The organism is Salinisphaera sp. Q1T1-3 (genome assembly GCF_003602005.1).
Lineage (GTDB): Bacteria > Pseudomonadota > Gammaproteobacteria > Nevskiales > Salinisphaeraceae > Salinisphaera.
In genome coordinates this window covers 53,765-72,136 of the sequence record NZ_QZWD01000010.1, presented here as the reverse complement: position 1 = coordinate 72,136, position 18,372 = coordinate 53,765, and the positions used below count along the sequence as shown (strand labels likewise).

Here is an 18,372-nt window from a genome sequence, read left to right as displayed (position 1 = left end):
CGATAACAAGCGAGTGAGGTTGGCCGTGGCCGATCGGATTCAGAAAACGCTGGCCCACGCCGGGCTCGGCTCGCGGCGAGCGATCGAGACCGCGATCCGTGAAGGGCGCGTACGCGTCAACGATCGGCTCGCCAAGCTCGGCGATACGCTCGATTCGGGTGATCGCGTCGCGCTCGACGGCAAACGCGTGAGCTGGGAGAAGCGCAGCGACGTGCCGTGTCGCGTACTGGCGTTCAAGAAACATGTCGACCAGGTCGTCACCCGGCACGATCCCGAGGGCCGGCCGACGATCTTTCGTAAATTGCCGAAGCTGGATGCGGGCCGATGGCTCGCCGTCGGCCGGCTGGACGTCAATACCTCGGGCCTGCTGTTGCTGACCACCGACGGCGAGCTCAAGCGGCGCCTCGAGCACCCGAGCTACGAACTGCCGCGGACCTATGCCGTCCGGGTTCGTGGCCATGTCGACCAGGCCATGCTGGATCGGCTCGTCGAGGGCGTGGCGCTGGACGATGGCGTCGCCCACTTCGAATCGATTCGTGAAGGCGATGACGAACATCGAACCAATCGCTGGTTCGAGGTCATCGTGCGGCAGGGGCGTAACCGTGTCGTGCGTCGCCTGTGGGACAGTCAGGGCGTGACCGTTTCGCGCCTGATCCGGACCGGCTTCGGCCCGGTGCCGCTGCCGGGCGGCGTCAAGGCGGGTAGTTTTCACGAGCTGTCGAAAAAAGAGGTCAGTGCGCTTGCCGCGGTCGTCGATCTCAAGCGCTGAATGGACGAGCGCGGCCATCGGCCGCCACGTTGATCGTCGATGAGCCGTGCCGGTGAGGCAGGGCCCGCGGCCGCCATAACCCGCGCCGGTCTGGCAATGTTCTACGACCGGCTGACCGAAGCACACGGGCCGCAGCACTGGTGGCCGCATCAGGATGCGGCGCATCCGCGTTTCGAGATCTTCATCGGGGCCGTGCTCACCCAGCATACGGCCTGGACCAACGTCGAGCGCGCGATCGCGACGTTGCTTGAAGCCGGGCCACTGACCGCCGAGGCGCTGCTTGCCAACGACGATCTGGCCGGCTGTATTCGCCAGGCCGGGCCGCATCGTGTCAAGGCCGAGCGGCTCAGGGCGCTGTGTCGGTGGTTTGTCGAGGCCGGCGGATTCGAGGCACTCGATACCTGGTCCACCGCGGATCTGTGTACGGCCCTGCGCGACGTGCGCGGCATCGGTCCGGAAACCGCGGATGTGATCGCGCTTTATGCGTTCGATCGACCGCGGTTCGTGGCCGATGCCTATGCGTTTCGCATCCTCGAACGGTACGGATGGTGGACCGGGCGGACGCGGCGCTATGAAACACTGCGCCTGCGGGTCGAGGATCAGGCGCCGGCCGGCTGGCGCGCGGCCGATTACGATGAAACGCACGCCCTGATCGTCGAGCATGCCAAGCGGGTCTGCCACAAGCGCCGGCCTGCCTGTGATGACTGCGTGCTGCTTACGGGATGCGCGCAGCACGGTCTGTGAGTCGAATCAGCGCGGCTGGTAATCGCCGACGGCGTATACGCCGCTGATGCGCTGCCCGTCGAAGCGGTAGCGCAGATGCGTGCTCTGGTGGACGCGCCCGATGGCCGGCGGCCGGAACAGCGCGACACACCGCCCGCCCGGCGAGCGGATCGACGGATAAGCCAGTCCCCAGGCACCATCTCGGCGCAGTGCCGCCCCCCAGCGCTGGCTCAGCGTGTAATCGTCGGCATGGCGCACGGCGGCCGGCAGCACGTCGCCCAGGCCGTCGTGCAGCGGCTTGCACAGTGTGCCGACATAGGCGCGCATCTGGATTTCACAGGCAGGCTCACCGCTGGCGCGCAGGAAACGTTCACGATGATGGACGGTTTCGTCGATGGCGACCTGTTCGCTGTCGCCGGCGTAATAGACGCCGTAGCTGCCGTCGGAAAAACGGGAGCCGGAGACGCTCGGGTGCGTGAACGCCGCCATCACGGGCGTGCTGCCCGGGCCGGTGACGATATCGTCCGGGGCGACGAGCTCGATATGGCCGAGCGGATCGGCCAGACGCTCGTTGGTCCGTGATTCCAGCGCCTGGATGAAGGCCAGGTCGCCCGGGTCTGCGACCGTATCGAAGATGCCGACCGGCGGGAATCGACTCGGTACGATCCGGTGGACCGTCGTGAACGGTAGCGGACGTACAAGGAGTTGTTCCGGTGCCGCGACCGGCACGATCAACCGCGCCAGCCGTCGAGAAAGCGTCGCACATGGCGCAAGTCGTCCATGCTGCCGCCGCGGATCACCTCGATCGCACTACGCCCTTCCATGCCGGGCAGCTCGACCGGCCGATGAATCCAGCGGTCGGCCTGTGTCTCGTCGAGGAACAGGATATGCAGAGCCTTGTAGATCCCCAGCAGATAACTGATGCGGTCCATGCGATCCCGGTCGAGCTGGGCGGCGGTCGGCTGACCGCGTCGCAGTCGCATGCGCCAGCGCGTGATCGTGGGGACCGAGACTCCGCCCAGTGCAATGCCGAGATCGGCATCACCGAGCTGCCATCGTTCGGCGATGCGCAGAACCGCCTTGACGGCGGCATTGGCCTGGTCGGCGGTTGTCTCTGGCGCCGAGGCAGGGCGGGCGGCGGCATTGGTATGCATCATGGCAACCTCCGTTATCGATCACATGATACGTCAAAATATTTTTAATATCACGTGATGTTTATCAGGAGTTCCATATCCGCGATTCGCCGGGCGTCGCGATCGTTGACGTGATGTGTGCCCGGTTTCGTCCGCGCATGACACGGCCACCGACGCTGCCGTGTATCGAGTGATATCCGACAATGCACCACGCTCATGGCCCCGGGGGAAAGCGGATGCCGGATGCCGTCCATTTCGCGTGCCAGTTCGCGCTGGGCTGGCCGCGGATAGGTCACTGCGCGGGCCCGGGCGTCGATCATCGGGTGCCAGTACTTGAGGGATGGCGTGTTTCGGCAAGACCGGGCATGCGCGGCGGACCAAGGGCGAGCCGGGCATCCGGCCCATGGCGGTCGTCGCTCGTGCTGACCCCACCCGATATCAACGCCGTGCCTGCAGGGCAAGGGGGCCAGGGCCTGTTGATGTTTCGTTCGGGTGCCTTTTCGTCGAGAGACCGCCGTGTGTCCGGCAAGGTGCGAGTCGCCGTATCGTGGCGTGCCACGATCAAGGCTCGCGACGCCGCCGGGCGCCCATCGTCGATTTTCCATGGGCGGCCCAACCCGAAGGGACAAGCGCCCCAAAATCAAAAACACGACGGCAATCCAGCGTTGTAGCCCGCGGGTGCAGAATGGCTGCACGGTGCGTGCGACGCCTCGTCTTGCCGCCCCTCGTCAATGTCAGGGCGCGCTGGGCGCGGACTCGCACGACACATCAACAGGCCCTCGTGTCGAAATGAAAGAGACCGTTGCCGTGCCGATGGTGAGGACGCGCGGGTACCGCACCGCGGGGCTCGGCGCCGGGGCGGGCGGACAGCGAGCGACACGCCATCCCGCGACGATACGTTGATGATTTTGCTCGCCGGGGTGTCGCACGCAATGCGTGCCGCGTATCACCTTGCCGCCCGTCCGGGTTGATGTCTCAGTAAGACTTCCAGAGAGACTGGATGGCTTCACCCAGCGCCGCAATCGACTCGACGTGCCGTTCGGCCGGCCAATCGGCCGGTGATTCGTCGGGTGGAATATAGCCATAGCAGGCCGCGATCGTGGGCATGCCAGCAGCCTGGCCGGCGGCGATATCGCGATCGGAGTCGCCGACGTAGATACAGTCGGTCGGCGCGACCTCCATCCGCTCGCAGGCCAGCAGAATCGGTGCCGGATCGGGCTTGGCGACGCCGGCCGTGTCGCCACCGATCACACAGCCCGGCGCGGGCTCGAAGGCCAGATGTGCGATCAGCGGCACGGCCAGGCGCTCCGGCTTGTTCGTCACGATACCCCAGCGCACGCCGTCATCGGCCAGATCGGTGAGCAGGGCGCGCATGCCGGTATAGGGGTAGGAGGCCCGGGTCATGCGCTGGGCATAGGTGGTGATGAACTCGTCGTACATCGCATCGTAGTCGGGTGCTCCGGGCGCGATATCGAAGGCCGCGGCGAGCATGCCGCGGCCGCCGTAGGAACACATCGGCGCCATCGCATCGATCGGGCGCGCCGCCAGCCCGCGTCGCGCCCGCATGTCGTTGGCTGCGCCAGCCAGATCGGGGGCGGTATCGACGACGGTCCCGTCGAGGTCGAACAGAACCGCGCGCGAGGATGGGGCGCCCACGTCAGGCGCTCGGCTTTTCGGCATGGATGAAGTAGTTGACATCCGGCCGATGCCCGAGTGTGGCGTTGCGTGACAGCGGGTTGTAGCGCATGCCGGTGAGATCGCGCACGTCGAGACCCGACGTGCGGCACCAATGGGACAGTTCGGCCGGTTTGATGAGCTTGGCGTATTCGTGCGTGCCGCGCGGCAGAAGGCCGAGCACGTATTCGGCGCCGCCGATCGCCAGCGCCCAGGACAAGGGGTTGCGGTTGATCGTCGAGAAGAACAGATCGCCGCCAGCGGCGGTGAGCAGGGCACAGTCGCCGACGACGTTGCCGGGTTCATCGACATGTTCAAGCATTTCGTAGGCCACGACGATATCGAAGGCCCCGGCCATCTCGGCTGCCAGATCGCGCGAGGAGATTACGCGGTAATCGATCGACAGATCCGACTGGGCGGCGTGTCGTTTCGCTGCCTCGACGGTGTCGCCGGCCAGGTCGATGCCGGTGACCCGGGCGCCGCGGCGCGCCATGGCCTCCGAGAGTACCCCCGCGCCGCAGCCGACATCGAGCACCCGCTTGCCCTTCAGGCCTGCGCGTCGATCGATATAGGCACAGCGCAGCGGATTGATGTCATGCAGCGGACGCATATCGCCGTCCGGATCCCACCACGTGGCGGCCATGGCATCGAATTTGTTCAGTTCGGATTTCTGATCGGAGGGCATGGGGTCACGTTACAAAGCGCAATGAACTGGCTGAGAGATTCGCATGCGGGCCGTGCCGACACAACGCGCTGGTACGCGGTCTGAGTACGGCTCGTATCCGAACGCTCGCGATTATCGAGCCGGCATCGATGCCCTGACCGGGTCAGCGGCCGTCGCGGTAAGGCGAAAGAAAAGCGTGCGTGTTGATCAGTGCTTCGACTCGCGCCCGGGCCTCGTCGGACCAGGCGACCTGATGTCGCGTTTCGTTGGCCTTGCGATGCACCACGCCGGCCAGACGTTCGACATCGATTGCGGCGTCATCCAGGGCCAGAAAACCGAACAGTGCCTTCAACGTATCGGCCGGCGATTCGATGAGACGCTCGTGCGTGAGCACGTGCCAATCATGTGCGGGGGTGATGGCGAGCAGGTCGCTCAAGGCATCGCACAGGCGTGCGTATTCATCGATCTGCGCGGTCTCGGCTTCACGCGCGATACGCCCGTCGGCCTGATGAGCCGACAGTTCCTGCTGGAATGCCGCGGAATCAAGGCCTCGGGTGCGCAGCGCGTCGTATGTGCGATTCTGCCTTAGCGACATCGTCGCGATATTGTCGTACGGATTGCGCAGTACGCAGATCCAGCGCCTTGGCGGGCCGCGGCGGTTGGCCAGGCGCTCGCGTAATGTCGGATCGGCGGCCATGCGGCGCAGGGCCAGATCGCCTTTCTTGTCGCCGTAGAGACGCGGACGCTCCAGCCGTTCGTGGCGGCCGCCGGGCATCGCATAGCAGAAGCCGTTCCACCAGCGCCCGCTCTGGTTGAACGCATCGCAGTGTCGATCGACGAGGGCCATGACGGAGGCCAGCGAAAAGCCACGATCGATGAGCCCCATCGCATCCAGTTCGTGGGCGATTCGTGCCTCGGGGTGGGCATCGATGATCGCGCCGATGAGCGAATGGCCGGAGCGCGGGAAACCCGCGAACTGCACGAACGATTCCACCTGTCGATGTCGGCCGCGATGACGCAGCCGCTCGGCGTGTGCTGTCACGCGCAGCTGTCGAAAGGGAATGGACTGATGCGCGCGCGAGGCCTTGCCGCGCCACGCCGGGATGCTGTGCTCCGCGCCGGCCACTTTCCTGTATAGGCGCCGCCCGACCGATCTGATGCCTGCCACGTCCGTTCCTTTTGTGAAAATTCGCGTATATGTCGAGGCTGGCAGATGTTTACACAGAGCGTCCATCCGCACTCGGCGCGTATCGCGCGAGTCGCTGCTGCCATGCATCGACGCTGCGAGAAAGATCGGCTGCATCCAGCGTGGTCAGGCGACGATCGCGCATCAGGGGCCGCCCGTCGACCCAGGTATCGGTAACCTGGTCGCGGGTTGCGCTGTAGACCAGGGCGCCGATCGGATCGAATACCGGTCGGGTTTCGAGGTCGGACAGGTCGATCGCGGCGAGATCGGCCATCTTGCCCGGGGCCAGGCTGCCGGTACGGTCATCGATGCCCAGCGCACGTGCGCCGTTGATCGTCGCCATGGCCAGGGCCGTGTCGGCCGGAATGGCGGCAGCATCATTGGCCGCGACCTTGCCGATCAGGGCGGCCGTGCGCATTTCGCCGAGCATATCGAGGTCGTTGTTCGAGGCCACGCTGTCCGTGCCGAGTGCCACGTTGATGCCGGCATCGAGAAGCTTCTGCACCGGACACAGTCCACTGGCGAGCTTCAGGTTGGACTCCGGTGAATGCACCACATGTATGCCGGCCGCGGCACAGCGCGCGATTTCGTCGTCGGTGATCTGTGTCATGTGCACGGCGAGCAGGCCAGGATTGACAAGGCCGAGCGCATCGAGCCGGGCGAGCGGCCGCATCCCGTGCTTGTCGCAGCTGTCATCGACTTCGTCGACGGTTTCATGGACGTGCATGTGTACGCGCAGTTCCATTTCGTCGGCGTAGGTCCGCACCTTGCGTAACGGTTCGTCCGAGACGGTGTAGGGCGCATGGGGCGCAAACACGGTGCTGATGCGGTCGTGGTGGCGCCATGCATCGCGCAGTGCCAGCCCCTTGTCCAGATATTCCGCGGGCTCGGCCGCCCAGACACTCGGGAAATCGATCACGATCATGCCCAGGGTCGCGCGCATGCCGGCGGCATCGATGCGGGCCGCGGCCACATCGGGAAAGAAATACATGTCGTTGAAGCAGGTCGTTCCGCACCGGATCATTTCTGCCATGGCGAGGTCGACGCCGTCGCTGACATAGGCCTGGGACATCTCGGCGCTTTCGATGGGCCAGATATGTTCGGTCAGCCAGGGCATCAGCGGCTTGTCGTTGGCGATCCCGCGCATCGGGTTCATGGCAGCGTGCGTGTGGGCATTGATCAGCCCCGGGATCAGCAGATGATCAGTGCTCAGATCGACGATTTCGTCGGCCTGATAGCGCGCGTCCGCGGTCTCGATGGGGCAGATCGCCTCGATCACGCCGTGGCGTATGGCCACCGCGTGATCGGTCAGTACGCGCTCTTGTCCGTGCATGGGCGCGATCCAGCGCGCCCGAATGAGAGTATCGATGGATTCCATGGCAGGTCGCCGCACCGGGCACAAAGATGGCCGTCGTCGACGAATTCGGGTTTGGCTGCATTCTAGGGGCTGTTGATGTGTCGTTCGAGCGCCGCGTTGGCGCGCTCAGCGCGCTATGCCGGCTCGGAACGCTGGGCGCCCTGTGGCGACACACGGCCAGATCATCGAGCGAGCCCGATCCGGCGGCACCTGTCGAGATGGCCTCGTCGTCGTGCATGGACCGGGGTGGGACGGGCCCGATGCCCGTATCGCCAGGAGACAACCCGGGGCGAGCGGTTCGGGCCCGTTGTCGGCGGGTATGGCAGCCCGCCGATGGGCTGGATCAGGCGCGCAGCGCAGACGAGATCACAACGCCCGGTCGAGCCATGGCTGACCGGATACCGGGCGGCGCACCGGACAAGCCCTGAAAGCTCCGGTTTCCGGGCCCGGGTGTGCTAGGATGCGCGGCTTAGCGTAATGCCCTCGTCGGGCCCGCCGGAGCGGGTTCCGTCTCCGGTCCGGGAGGGGCGGCCGGTGGTCATGCGCGCGACCCGAAACGAATCGATCTATGGCCGACGTCGCAAAAGAGATCCTGTCGATTAACCTCGAAGACGAGATGCGCCAGTCGTATCTCGACTACGCCATGAGCGTGATCGTGGGGCGCGCGCTGCCCGACGTGCGCGATGGCTTGAAGCCCGTGCATCGCCGCGTGCTCTATGCCATGGCTGAACTGTCCAATGACTGGAACCGGCCGTACAAGAAATCGGCGCGTGTGGTCGGCGACGTCATCGGTAAATATCATCCGCATGGCGATTCGGCCGTCTACGACACGATCGTGCGCATGGCCCAGGATTTCTCCATGCGCTATGTCCTGGTCGATGGCCAGGGCAACTTCGGCTCGATCGACGGCGATGCGCCGGCGGCCATGCGTTACACCGAAGTTCGCATGGCCAAGCTGGCACACGAGCTGTTGGCCGACATCGGCAAGGACACCGTCGATTTCATTCCGAACTACGATGAATCGGAATCCGAGCCGGCGGTGCTGCCGACGCGTCTGCCCAACCTGCTGGTCAACGGCGGGACCGGTATCGCCGTCGGCATGGCCACGAACATCCCGCCGCACAATATCCGCGAGATTATCAACGCCTGCCTGGCCGTCATCGACGACGAGGACGTGACGATCGCCCAGCTGATGGCGCACATGCCAGGCCCGGACTTTCCGACCGCCGGCATCATCAACGGCGCCGACGGCATTCGCGAGGCCTACGAGACCGGTCGTGGCCGGATTCATATCCGCGCGCGTGCCCATTTCGAGGACATCGACGAGCGTGGCAAGCAGGCGATCGTCGTCACCGAGCTGCCGTATCAGGTCAACAAGGCCCGGCTGCTGGAAAAGATCGCCGAGCTGGTCAAGGACAAACGCATCGAGGGCATCACCGAACTGCGCGACGAGTCCGACAAGGACGGCATGCGCATGGTGATCGAGCTGCGTCGCGGTGAGACGCCCGAGGTCGTGCTCAACAATCTGTATCGACACAGCCAGATGCAGACCGTGTTCGGCATCAACATGGTCGCGCTCGACGACGGCCAGCCGCGCACGCTTAATCTGAAGCAGATGCTGGAGGCGTTCATTCGTCACCGGCGCGAGGTCGTCACACGCCGGACGCAGTACGATCTCGCCAAGGCACGAGCGCGTGCCCATGTGCTCGAAGGGCTGGCCGTGGCGCTGGCCAATATCGATGAAGTGATCGCATTGATTCGGGCCGCCTCCAGCCCGGCCGAGGCCCGGGAAGGGCTGATCGGTCGCGTGTGGGCTCCCGGTCAGGTCAACAGCATGCTCGAGCGTGCCGGCGCCGATGCCTCGCGTCCGGCGGATCTGGCGCGTGAATACGGCCTGCTGGATCAGACGCGCTACCGGCTGACCGAAACACAGGCACAGGCGATTCTGGATCTGCGTCTACACCGTCTGACGGGGCTCGAACAGGACAAGATCATCGAGGAGTTCGAAAAGCTTCTCGACGACATCGCCGACTATATCGAGATCCTCTCCTCGATGGCTCGCCTGTTCGAAGTCATCCGTGACGAGCTGGTCGCGATCCGTGATGAATACGGCGATACCCGGGCGACTCAGATTCTCGACCATCATCTCGACCTGACCACGGCCGATCTGATCTCGCCGGAGGATGTGGTTGTCACGCTCACGCATGAAGGCTATGTGAAGAGCCAGCCGCTGGATGCCTATCGCGCCCAGCGCCGCGGCGGACGTGGCAAGTCGGCGACCACGACCAAGGACGCGGACTTCATCGAGAAGCTATGGGTCACGCATACCCACGACACGCTCCTGTGCTTTTCCTCGTATGGCAAGGCCTACTGGCTCAAGGTCTACGAGTTGCCGAGCGTCGGTCGCGGGGCGCGTGGCAAGCCGATCGTCAATCTGTTGCCGCTGGAGGCGGACGAGCGGATCAGCCAGGTGCTGCCGATCAAGGACTTCGCGACCGGCGAGAACGTCTTCTTTGCCACCCGCAACGGCACCGTGAAGAAGACGGCGCTGGAGCAGTTCTCGCGCCCGCGCACCAACGGCATCATCGCCATCGATCTGCGCGCCGACGACGCACTCGTCGGCGTGGATCTGACCTCGGGCGACGATCACATCATGCTGTTCGGCACCAACGGCAAGGTCATCCGTTTCGCCGAATCCGACGTGCGCGAGATGGGCCGCAACGCGGCCGGCGTTCGCGGCATCCGGCTGCCCGAAGACGACACGGCGGCGCGCGTGATCGGGCTGATCGTCGTGCGGGAAGGCCATATCCTGACCGTGACCGAACATGGCTACGGCAAGCGCACTCCGGCCGACGACTATCCGCTGCGCGGACGGGGCGGCCAGGGGGTGCTCACGCTCAAGCAATCGGACAAGACCGGGGCCGTGATCGGCGCGACCCAGGTGCTCGAAGAAGACGAGATCATGCTCATCTCGAACATGGGCACGCTTATCCGCACCGCAGTGGCCGAGGTCTCCGTTCTGGGGCGCAATACGCAAGGCGTACGCATCATCCGTGTGGCCGACGATCAGCACCTGGTGGGGGTGGATCGCATCGCGGTCGAGGACTCGGATGATGACGCAGACGCCGATACGGCGAGCGAGTCGGCCGGTGACGGGCCGGCCGATGCGGCATCGCCCGACAACAACGCGCCTGCCGACGATTGATCGCACGGCGCAACTCGCTTCGATTTCCACGAGGAGTGGTTTGAATGTCACGTGTGTATAACTTCAGTGCCGGTCCGGCGACGCTGCCGGTCGAAGTGCTCGAAAAAGCGCAGTCCGAGATGCTCGACTGGCAGGGCACCGGCATGTCCGTGATGGAGATGAGCCATCGCGGCAAGGCGTTCGTCTCGATCGCTGAAGATGCCACGGCGCGTCTGCGTCGCCTGCTTGACGTGCCCGACGATTATTCGATTCTCTTTCTCCAGGGTGGCGCGGCCGGTCAGTTCGCCGGTGTGCCGCTGAACCTGCTGGGTGAAGGCGATACCGCGGACTACATCGTCACCGGCAATTGGGGCAAGAAGGCCATCAAGGAAGCCGGCAAGTACGGTACGGCCCACAAGGCTGCCTCGAGCGAGGACAGCAGCTTCACCACTGTCCCGCCGCGCGCGCAGTGGCAGCTCAGCGATCGCTCGCGCTACGTGCATTACACGCCGAACGAAACCATTCAAGGCGTGGAGTTCCAGGAAACGCCGGATGTCGGTGATGTACCGCTCGTCGCCGACATGTCCTCGAATTTCCTGTCGCGACCGGTCGATGTGGCCCGTCACGGCGTGATCTACGCAGGCGCGCAGAAGAACGCCGGGCCGGCCGGCATCACCATGGTCATCGTGCGTAACGACCTCATGGGACGGGCCCAGTCGGCCTGCCCGATGGTGCTGGACTACAAGCAGCAGGCCGATGCCGACTCGATGCTCAACACGCCGTCCTGCTACGCGTGGTACATCTGCGGGCTGACGTTCGAGTGGCTCGAGAACCAGGGCGGTCTGGAGGCCATCGAGGCAATCAACAAGCGCAAGGCCGCCAAGCTCTACGATTTCATCGATGGCTCGGACTTCTATTCGAACCCGGTCGATCCCGCCGTGCGTTCGCGCATGAACGTGCCGTTTCTCCTGGCCGATGACGCGCTCAACGCCGGCTTCCTAGCCCAGGCCGAGGAGGCGGGGCTGTCGACGCTCAAGGGGCATCGCTCGGTCGGCGGTATGCGGGCCTCGATCTACAACGCCATGCCGGAGGCTGGCGTCGACGCGCTGATCGATTTCATGCGGGCTTTCGAGAAGGAAAACGGCTGAACCACGCCGTTTCCCCTCGAGACTCGATTTTTCGATGAAAGGATTGTCATGAGCCTGAAGATTCAGACCCTGAACAACATCTCGCCGCGCGGTCTCGATCGTCTGCCGCGCGAGCTTTACGAAGTCGCCTCGGAACTGTCCGAGCCGGACGCGATCATCCTGCGATCGCACAACATGCACGACATGGCCATTCCGGAGTCGGTGCGTGCCATCGGCCGCGCCGGGGCCGGGGTGAACAACATTCCGGTCGCCGCCATGACCGAGCGCGGTGTGCCGGTATTCAATGCGCCGGGCGCCAACGCCAATGCGGTCAAGGAGCTGGTGCTCTCCGGCATGCTGCTCTCGGCGCGCAATGTGCTGGGCGCCTGGAAATATGTCGACGAACTATCCTCGACCGGCGCCGATCTTCACAAGGAAGTCGAAGCCGGCAAGAAGAAATTCAAGGGGATCGAGCTGCCCGGGCGTTCGCTTGGCGTGATCGGCCTGGGGGCCGTGGGTGTGAGCGTGGCCAATGCCGCGCAGAGCCTCGGCATGAGCGTGACCGGTTTCGACCCGGGCATCACCATCAACAACGCCTGGCGTCTGCATGCCAGCGTGCACGGTGCGCTGTCGGTCGACGAGACGATTGCCGGCTCCGAATTCCTGTCCCTGCATGTGCCGTTGATCGACGCCACGCGGGGCTTGATCAACGCCGACCGGCTCAAGCTGATGCCGCAGGGCGCGGTGTTGCTCAATTTCTCGCGTGCGGAGATCGTCGACGAAGATGCGGTGTTGGCCTCGCTGGCCGAGGGGCATCTCAAGTATTACGTCTGCGATTTCCCGTCCGAGAAGTTGCGCGGTCACGAGCGCGTGATCACCCTGCCGCATCTCGGTGCCTCGACCGACGAGGCCGAGGACAACAGCGCGATGATGATCGCCGACCAGCTGCGCGAATGGCTCGAGGTCGGCAATATTCGCAACTCGGTGAATTTCCCCGAAGCGATCATGCCGCCGACCGCGCATGCGCACCGTATCGTGGTGATCAACAAGAACCAGCCGAACATGGTCGGTCAGATCACCTCGGCGCTCGCACGCCACGAGCACAATATCGCCGACCTGCTCAACAAGTCGCAGGGCGACGTGGCCCTGTCGCTCGTCGATGTGGATACGCACGTGGCCGATGCCGCGCTGGATGAGCTGCGCGCTATTTCGGGCGTGCTCTGCGTGCGCTATCTTGGCGCGATCGGGCGAGACGCGCGCTAGCGCGTTATCGTCGGCACGCCCTGGCCGATCGCCGTCGGCCGGGGCGTGGACAGCCGTTCCTTGGATTCATACGGATGCGCCGCACAGCGCGTCCCACTCCTGTGTGCCCATGTCTGAGTCACCCCGCGACGACGATGCATTGCGCGAGGCGCGCGATGCCATCGATGAGCTCGACCAGCAGATCCAGTCGCTGATCAATCAACGTGCCGGCTGGGCCGTGCGCGTGGCTGAAGTCAAACAACGCGCCGGGCGCACCGACTTCTATCGCCCCGAGCGTGAAGCCCAGGTGCTGGATCGGGTGGCGCGGCGCAATGCCGGGCCGCTGTCGGATGCCGCGATGACGCGCATCGTGCGCGAGATCATGTCGGCCTGCCTGGCGCTCGAGCAACCGCTGACGGTGGCCTACCTCGGCCCGGAGGGTACTTACACCCAGGCCGCGGTCTACAAGCACTTCGGGCATGCCGTGAACGCCCGGCCGAGCCCGGCGATCAACGATATCTTTCGCGAAGTCGAGGCGGGCAATGCCCACTTCGGTGTTGTGCCGGTCGAGAATTCCACCGAAGGCGTGGTCAGTCACACCCTCGATCAACTGGTCTCCAGCCCGTTATCGATCTGTGGTGAAGTCGCGTTGCCGGTCCACCATCATCTGCTCTCGCACGAAACGGACCCAAGCGCGATCAAGCGTGTAGTCGCACACGCGCAATCGCTCGCCCAATGTCGCAACTGGCTCGACAGCCACATGCCGGGCGTCGTGCGCGAAGCGGTCTCGTCGAACGGCGAGGCAGCACGTCGGGTCGCTGGCGAAACCGGGGCGGCCGCCATCGCGGCGCGCGCGGCGAGCGCGTTCTACGATCTCCCGATCCTGGCCTCGAATATCGAGGACGATCCGAACAACACCACACGTTTTCTGGTGCTCGGCAATCAGGCCGTGGCCCCGTCGGGGCACGACATGACCTCGATTCTGGTATCCATCCGGAACCAGCCGGGGATGCTGTATCGCCTGTTGGCGCCCGCTGCGCGTGCCGGTGTCGATCTGGCTCGTATCGAGTCACGGCCTTCGCGCCGACAGGCCTGGGATTACAATTTCTTCATAGACATGCAGGGCCATGTCGATGACGCACCGGTGCGTGCCGTCATCGAAGCGATCCGCGGTGAGGCGGCGCTGATCAAGGTCCTGGGATCCTATCCGTGTTCCGTCGGCCGAGAGGCCGAGCAGCCAGACGACTAAGCATCATGCCGCAAGACATTACTCCCCAGCCTCATGCCGGCATCACGCAGCTGCACACGTATGTGCCGGGCAAGCCGATCGAGGATCTCAAGCGAGAGCTCGGGCTCGAGCACATCATCAAGCTTGCCTCCAACGAGAATCCGCTCGGTACATCGCCGGCCGCCCAGGCGGCGTTGTCACGTTTCGACGGCGCACTCTATCGGTATCCGGATGGCGCCGGTTACGACATCAAGCAGCGTCTCGCGGCCGAGCACGGGGTCGATCCGACGCAGATCACGTTGGGCAACGGCTCCGATGATGTGCTCGAGCTGACCGCGCGCGTCTTTCTCGGGCCCGGCCGGAACGCAGTCATCTCGCAGCACGCATTCGCGGTCTATCCCATCGTCACGCAGGCGGTCAACGGCGAGGTGCGAGAGGTCGCGGCCCTCGATGCGGCCGCCGAGATGCCCTATGGCCACGACCTGGCGGCAATGCGCGAGGCGATCGACGAGAACACCGGTGTGGTCTTCATGGCCAGCCCGAACAACCCAACCGGGACCTGGCTGTCGAACGCGGCGCTGACGGCGTTTCTCGAGAGCGTGCCGCCGCATGTCGTCGTGGTGCTCGACCAGGCCTATATCGAATATCAGACCATCGAGGCGGCGCCGCCGGTCGCGGCGTGGCTGGCGCGGTTCCCCAATCTCATCGTCACGCGCACCTTTTCCAAGATCTACGGCATGGCCGCGCTGCGGTTCGGTTACGGGCTGGCCTCGTCGACGATCACGGACTATCTCAACCGGGTTCGGGCGCCGTTCAACGTCAATACCCTTGCCATGCACTGCGCGCTGGCCGCGCTCGACGATACGGATTTCATCACCCATTCGGTGACCTCGAACACGGCCGAGCGCGATGCGCTTGCGCGAGAACTCGCAGCGCGCGGTCTGCCGTGTCTGCCGTCGCAGGCCAATTTCCTGACCTTCGACACCGGGGGCGATGCCCGCGAGACCTACGAAGCCATGCTGCGGGCGGGCGTGATCGTGCGTCCCCTGGCCGGTTACGGCTTGGCGCAGCATCTGCGCGTGACCGTGGGCAGCGCCGAGGACAATGCGGTCTTTCTCGCCGCGCTCGACCGAGTGCTCGATCGATGAGTGACCACAAGCACACCTTCAACGCCAAGCATGTCGCGATTATCGGCCTGGGGCTGATCGGCGGCTCGATCGCCCGAGGCATCTATCGCGCCGGTTTCCGGGGACGCCTCGTAGGGGCCGTGGCCGGCGAGGGCGATGTGCAACAGGCCTTGCGGCTCGGACTCGTCGACGATTGTCATGCCGATGTGGCCGCGGCGGTCGCGGATGCCGATGTGGTCGTCGTGGCTGTCCCGCCCGGGGCGTTGTCCGAGGTGCTGCGGGAGGTGGCGGCCCATGCGCCGTCCGATGCGGTGATCACCGATACGGGCAGCAGCAAGGCCAGCGTGATCGAGATCGCGCGATCGCTACTCGGCGACGGTATAGCGCGCTTCGTGCCGGGGCATCCGATTGCCGGAACCGAGAACAGCGGCATCGATGCCGGTTTCGCGACGCTGTTCAACGAGCGTCGTGTCATCCTCACGCCCACCGCAGAGACCGGGGCAGCAGCACTCGACTGCGTGGTCGCGCTCTGGCGCGAGCTCGGGGCGAGCGTGATCGAGATGGACGCGGCCCATCACGACGAAGTGCTGGCCGCCACCAGCCATCTGCCGCACGTGCTCGCATACACGCTCGTCGACACGCTGGCGGCGATGAGTGAGCACCAGGAAGTCTTTGCCTATGCCGCGGGCGGCTTCTCCGATTTCACGCGCATCGCCTCGAGCGATCCGATCCTGTGGCGGGATATCGTGATCGCCAATCGCCGGCCGGTGCTCGATATGCTCGATGCGTTCATGGCGCGTCTGGGCGATGTGCGTGCTGCCGTGGCTGCGGGCGACGGCGGCGCGCTGGACGACGTATTCGGGCGGGCCAAGGCCGCGCGTGACACGTTTGCCGGTCCACGACAGGAGAGCCGCGGATGAGCGCGCAACGTTTTCATATCGCCCCCGGCGGCTGCCTGACGGGCCGCGTCAGCGTGCCCGGCGACAAGTCGATGTCGCATCGCGCAATCATGTTCGGGGCGCTGGCCGAAGGCACCACGACGATCGACGGCTTTCTTGAAAGCGGGGATTGCCTGGCGACTCTGCGTGCGTTCGAGGCGATGGGTGTGGCGCATCGCCTCGAGGGTCGGACACGCGTCATCACCGGCGCGGGCCTGCGCGGCCTGGGTGCGCCCACGGGCCCGCTCGATCTCGGCAACTCCGGCACCGCGATGCGGCTTCTGTCGGGCGTGATGACCGGCCAGGCTTTCGACTCCGTGCTGACCGGTGACGGCAGCCTGTCGCGCCGGCCCATGAACCGCGTCATCGAGCCGCTGACACGCATGGGCGCGGCCATCGCCGGGGATGCCGGCGGTCGCGCGCCGTTACGCATCGCGGGTAATCAGGCGCTGCATGCCATCGAATATGCCTCGCCGGTCGCCAGCGCCCAGATCAAGTCCTGTGTCCTGCTGGCCGGGTTGTATGCCCAGGGCACGACATGCGTGACCGAGCCGGGCATCAGCCGGGATCACACCGAGCGCATGCTGGCCGGCTTTGGCGTGGCCGTCGAGCGGGCCGGGCGCCGTGTATCGCTTGTCGGCGGCCAGACGCTGCGCGCGGCCCACGTGACCGTGCCGGCCGATCTGTCGTCGGCGGCATTCTTCCTGGTGGGGGCGGCGATCGCGCCCGGCAGCGATCTCACGTTGCCCGGTGTCGGCATCAATCCGACCCGACGCGGCGTTATCGATGCCTTGATCGCCATGGGCGCGGATATCACGTTGCTCGACGAACGTGAATCGGCCGGCGAGCCGGTGGCGGACATCCGGGTACGGGGCTCGCAGCTGCACGGTATCGCGATCGACGGGGATCTCGTGGAGCTGGCCATCGACGAGTGCCCGGCGCTTTTCATCGCCGCGGCATGTGCGAAGGGCACGACCGAGATCAGCGGCGCTGCCGAGCTTCGCGTCAAGGAATGCGATCGGATCGCCGTCATGGCGCGTGGCCTCGAAGCGCTCGGGGTCGACTGCGAGGAAACCGCGGATGGCCTGATCATCAGAGGCCGTGAGGACGCTGAAGCATTCGGCGCGGCAACCATCGCCTCGCACGAGGATCATCGCATCGCCATGGCCTTTGCCATGGCCGGATTGCGTGCGCGCGGGCCGATCGTCATCGACGACTGCGATTATGTCGCCACCTCTTTTCCCGGATTCACGGCGCTGGCGGCAGAGGCCGGGCTGCGGATTCAATCCCGGGAGCTGTCATCGTGAGCGCTTCGGCACCGGTCATTACACTCGACGGGCCGGGCGGGGCCGGCAAGGGCACGCTCGCCGGGAGACTGTCGCAATGGCTTGGCTGGGCGCTGCTCGACAGCGGTGCGCTGTATCGCCTGGTCGGTCTGTATGCACTGCGCGACGGTCTATCGATCGATGCGGCCGTGGACCTGGCATCCGCGGTGGCGCGCGCCCGCGCGCTCGATGTGCACTTTGAATCCGGCGCCGAAGGACAGCGTGTGCTGATGGAAGGCGACGATGTCACGCAGGTGATCCGCAGCGACGAGGTTTCACAGGCTGCCTCGCTCTGGGCCGCCAACCCGGATATCCGGGCCGCGCTCCTGGATCGCCAACGTGCGTTCGCGGGCGCGCCGGGGCTGATTGCCGACGGCCGCGACATGGGCACGGTGATCTTTCCTGATGCCGACCTGAAACTCTTTGTCACGGCATCCGCGGCCGAGCGCGCACGTCGGCGTTACGAACAGTTGTCGGCGCAGGGTGTTGCTGCTAACCTTTCGCGGATATATCGTGAAATCGTGGATCGTGACGAACGCGATGCATCACGCGAGACCGCGCCACTGAAGCCGGCCGCCGATGCACACGTGATCGATACCACAGGCGATAGTGTCGATACGTCCTCGCGGAAGATCCGCGAGCTCGTGGCGGCCAGGGGCTGGCTTGGTACGTCGTAGAACGATGGTCGAGCGGCC

The 18,372-nt window shown here is 65.3% G+C and carries 16 protein-coding genes; 10 read left to right on the top strand and 6 right to left on the bottom strand.

Annotated features, from left to right (window positions below; all coding sequences use genetic code 11):
• Positions 1–25: 25 nt before the first annotated feature.
• Positions 26–769, top strand: coding sequence for a pseudouridine synthase (locus D3260_RS10735; RefSeq protein WP_120098668.1), 744 nt, complete (start codon positions 26–28; stop codon positions 767–769).
• A 39-nt stretch (positions 770–808) separates the two neighbouring features.
• Positions 809–1,513: an endonuclease III domain-containing protein gene (locus D3260_RS10730; protein WP_199671464.1), complete on the top strand. Its 705-nt coding sequence runs from the start codon at positions 809–811 to the stop codon at positions 1,511–1,513.
• Between the two features lie 6 nt (positions 1,514–1,519).
• Here D3260_RS10730 and D3260_RS10725 read toward each other — a convergent pair whose 3' ends face one another.
• The 6 genes from D3260_RS10725 to D3260_RS10695 all read right to left on the bottom strand — a co-directional run bounded on the left by D3260_RS10725 (position 1,520) and on the right by D3260_RS10695 (position 7,527).
• Entirely contained in the window at positions 1,520–2,221 is a 702-nt protein-coding gene (locus D3260_RS10725; RefSeq protein WP_120098666.1) for an RES family NAD+ phosphorylase, read from the bottom strand.
• Between the two features lie 2 nt (positions 2,222–2,223).
• Complete coding sequence (locus D3260_RS10720; RefSeq protein WP_120098597.1) at positions 2,224–2,649, bottom strand: antitoxin Xre-like helix-turn-helix domain-containing protein; 426 nt, start codon at positions 2,647–2,649, stop codon at positions 2,224–2,226.
• Positions 2,650–3,600: 951 nt separating this feature from the next.
• Positions 3,601–4,281: an HAD family hydrolase gene (locus D3260_RS10710; protein WP_158583497.1), complete on the bottom strand. Its 681-nt coding sequence runs from the start codon at positions 4,279–4,281 to the stop codon at positions 3,601–3,603.
• A 1-nt stretch (position 4,282) separates the two neighbouring features.
• A complete protein-coding gene (gene ubiG, locus D3260_RS10705) occupies positions 4,283–4,984 on the bottom strand; it encodes a bifunctional 2-polyprenyl-6-hydroxyphenol methylase/3-demethylubiquinol 3-O-methyltransferase UbiG (RefSeq protein ID WP_120098594.1) in 702 nt (233 codons plus the stop codon).
• A gap of 142 nt (positions 4,985–5,126) precedes the next feature.
• Positions 5,127–6,131, bottom strand: a complete 1,005-nt coding sequence (locus tag D3260_RS10700; protein ID WP_147418175.1) for a sulfotransferase — start codon at positions 6,129–6,131, stop codon at positions 5,127–5,129.
• A gap of 49 nt (positions 6,132–6,180) precedes the next feature.
• A complete protein-coding gene (locus D3260_RS10695; protein WP_120098592.1) occupies positions 6,181–7,527 on the bottom strand; it encodes a TRZ/ATZ family hydrolase in 1,347 nt (448 codons plus the stop codon).
• Between the two features lie 547 nt (positions 7,528–8,074).
• On the opposite strand from D3260_RS10695, the gene gyrA reads away from it, so the two are divergent.
• The 8 genes from gyrA (at position 8,075) to cmk (ending at position 18,354) form a co-directional block, all read left to right on the top strand.
• Positions 8,075–10,711 (top strand): DNA gyrase subunit A, encoded by a 2,637-nt coding sequence (gyrA, locus tag D3260_RS10690; RefSeq protein ID WP_120098591.1) that lies wholly within the window; start codon positions 8,075–8,077, stop codon positions 10,709–10,711.
• A gap of 44 nt (positions 10,712–10,755) precedes the next feature.
• Positions 10,756–11,838, top strand: a complete 1,083-nt coding sequence (gene serC / locus D3260_RS10685; protein ID WP_120098590.1) for a 3-phosphoserine/phosphohydroxythreonine transaminase — start codon at positions 10,756–10,758, stop codon at positions 11,836–11,838.
• Between the two features lie 48 nt (positions 11,839–11,886).
• Positions 11,887–13,080 (top strand): phosphoglycerate dehydrogenase, encoded by a 1,194-nt coding sequence (locus D3260_RS10680; RefSeq protein WP_120098589.1) that lies wholly within the window; start codon positions 11,887–11,889, stop codon positions 13,078–13,080.
• 109 nt (positions 13,081–13,189) lie between these two features.
• Positions 13,190–14,308 carry a prephenate dehydratase gene (gene pheA, locus D3260_RS10675; protein ID WP_120098665.1) on the top strand — a complete coding sequence of 373 codons (1,119 nt, stop codon included), beginning with the start codon at positions 13,190–13,192 and terminating at the stop codon, positions 14,306–14,308.
• 5 nt (positions 14,309–14,313) lie between these two features.
• Positions 14,314–15,435, top strand: coding sequence for a histidinol-phosphate transaminase (gene hisC / locus D3260_RS10670; protein WP_120098588.1), 1,122 nt, complete (start codon positions 14,314–14,316; stop codon positions 15,433–15,435).
• On the top strand, positions 15,432–16,334 hold the full coding sequence (locus D3260_RS10665; RefSeq protein ID WP_120098587.1) for a prephenate dehydrogenase/arogenate dehydrogenase family protein: 903 nt from the start codon (positions 15,432–15,434) through the stop codon (positions 16,332–16,334). The genes hisC and D3260_RS10665 overlap by 4 nt, the downstream gene beginning before the upstream one ends.
• Complete coding sequence (aroA, locus tag D3260_RS10660; RefSeq protein WP_120098586.1) at positions 16,331–17,659, top strand: 3-phosphoshikimate 1-carboxyvinyltransferase; 1,329 nt, start codon at positions 16,331–16,333, stop codon at positions 17,657–17,659. Before D3260_RS10665 ends, aroA begins: the two co-directional genes overlap by 4 nt.
• On the top strand, positions 17,656–18,354 hold the full coding sequence (gene cmk, locus D3260_RS10655) for a (d)CMP kinase (RefSeq protein WP_120098585.1): 699 nt from the start codon (positions 17,656–17,658) through the stop codon (positions 18,352–18,354). Before aroA ends, cmk begins: the two co-directional genes overlap by 4 nt.
• Positions 18,355–18,372 lie beyond the last annotated feature (18 nt).